General features: G+C 40.8%; 2 protein-coding genes. Both read right to left on the minus strand.

Features of this window, described 5'->3' with window-relative positions:
- Window positions 1-316, minus strand: a 316-nt coding sequence (locus tag A3762_RS22860; RefSeq protein WP_197469516.1) for a fatty acid desaturase, incomplete at its 3' end; no start/stop codon positions are given.
- A gap of 151 nt (window positions 317-467) precedes the next feature.
- A partial coding sequence (locus tag A3762_RS27970; protein WP_068757796.1) for a hypothetical protein occupies window positions 468-840 on the minus strand: 373 nt, incomplete at its 5' end.

Below are 840 nucleotides of genomic sequence, written 5' to 3' on the forward strand. Positions count from 1 at the left end.
ACGCGTATGGCACTGAAATAAGTGGTGCGGCGAGGTAACCGCATAGATCATTGAGCCACTGAAGCTTTTTGTTATTCCCGTTAATGTTCCCATGCGCCGCTTCGTGCAGTGCGCTATAAGAAAAATAAGTCAAAGCTGCTAGACCAACGATCGCAGGAATAAGAGGAATATCACCTTGCGAATAGAAGTAGAGAAACGCAATTGTTCCGATCACAACGCTAAAAGTATATATGACGGTAAGCCAGCTTATTTTGCCCATGTATTTTTGAGCTGACGCGATAGCTTCTTTGTTGAGTTGGGTTAAGTCGTCTGACATCTTAGCTCCATTACTATTCTTTTTTGGTGCTTCGTTTGGAGTGTCTATTACATGTCTTAATCAGACAATTTAGAACAGTATGTCACGCCATAAGCTCGTCAATATCTGCCATATAGTGCTACCAAAAAGAAGATTTTTAGCGCTCGTAGCATTATTTATTTGAGAAGTGCCCTTTTATAAACTGCGCGAAAGCCGCTTTGCCGTAGGTCTGTTTACTTATGATTTTAAGTTCCTCATCAAAGATGAAGTAATCAACGCCATGCCAGAAAAAGGCACTTCCGTTGCGTATTTTAAGCGCTTTAAACAAGAATTTATTGGGAAGGTTGAGACTCGCACTAGAAAGCATTTCATGCTGGCATGCCCACACAAAATTGGCCTGTCGTTTTTCCTGGTCGACAAACATGTTTTTTGGGATAAATGTGACCTTGCCATAAGCGCCATCAAAAAGACGTTGAAAAGCTTTTTTAATAGCGTTCTTTCCCTTTGCTGTTTTTCCGTTGAGATCTTTAAATTCTGACTGTTCA

Source organism: Oleiphilus sp. HI0125 (assembly GCF_001635355.1).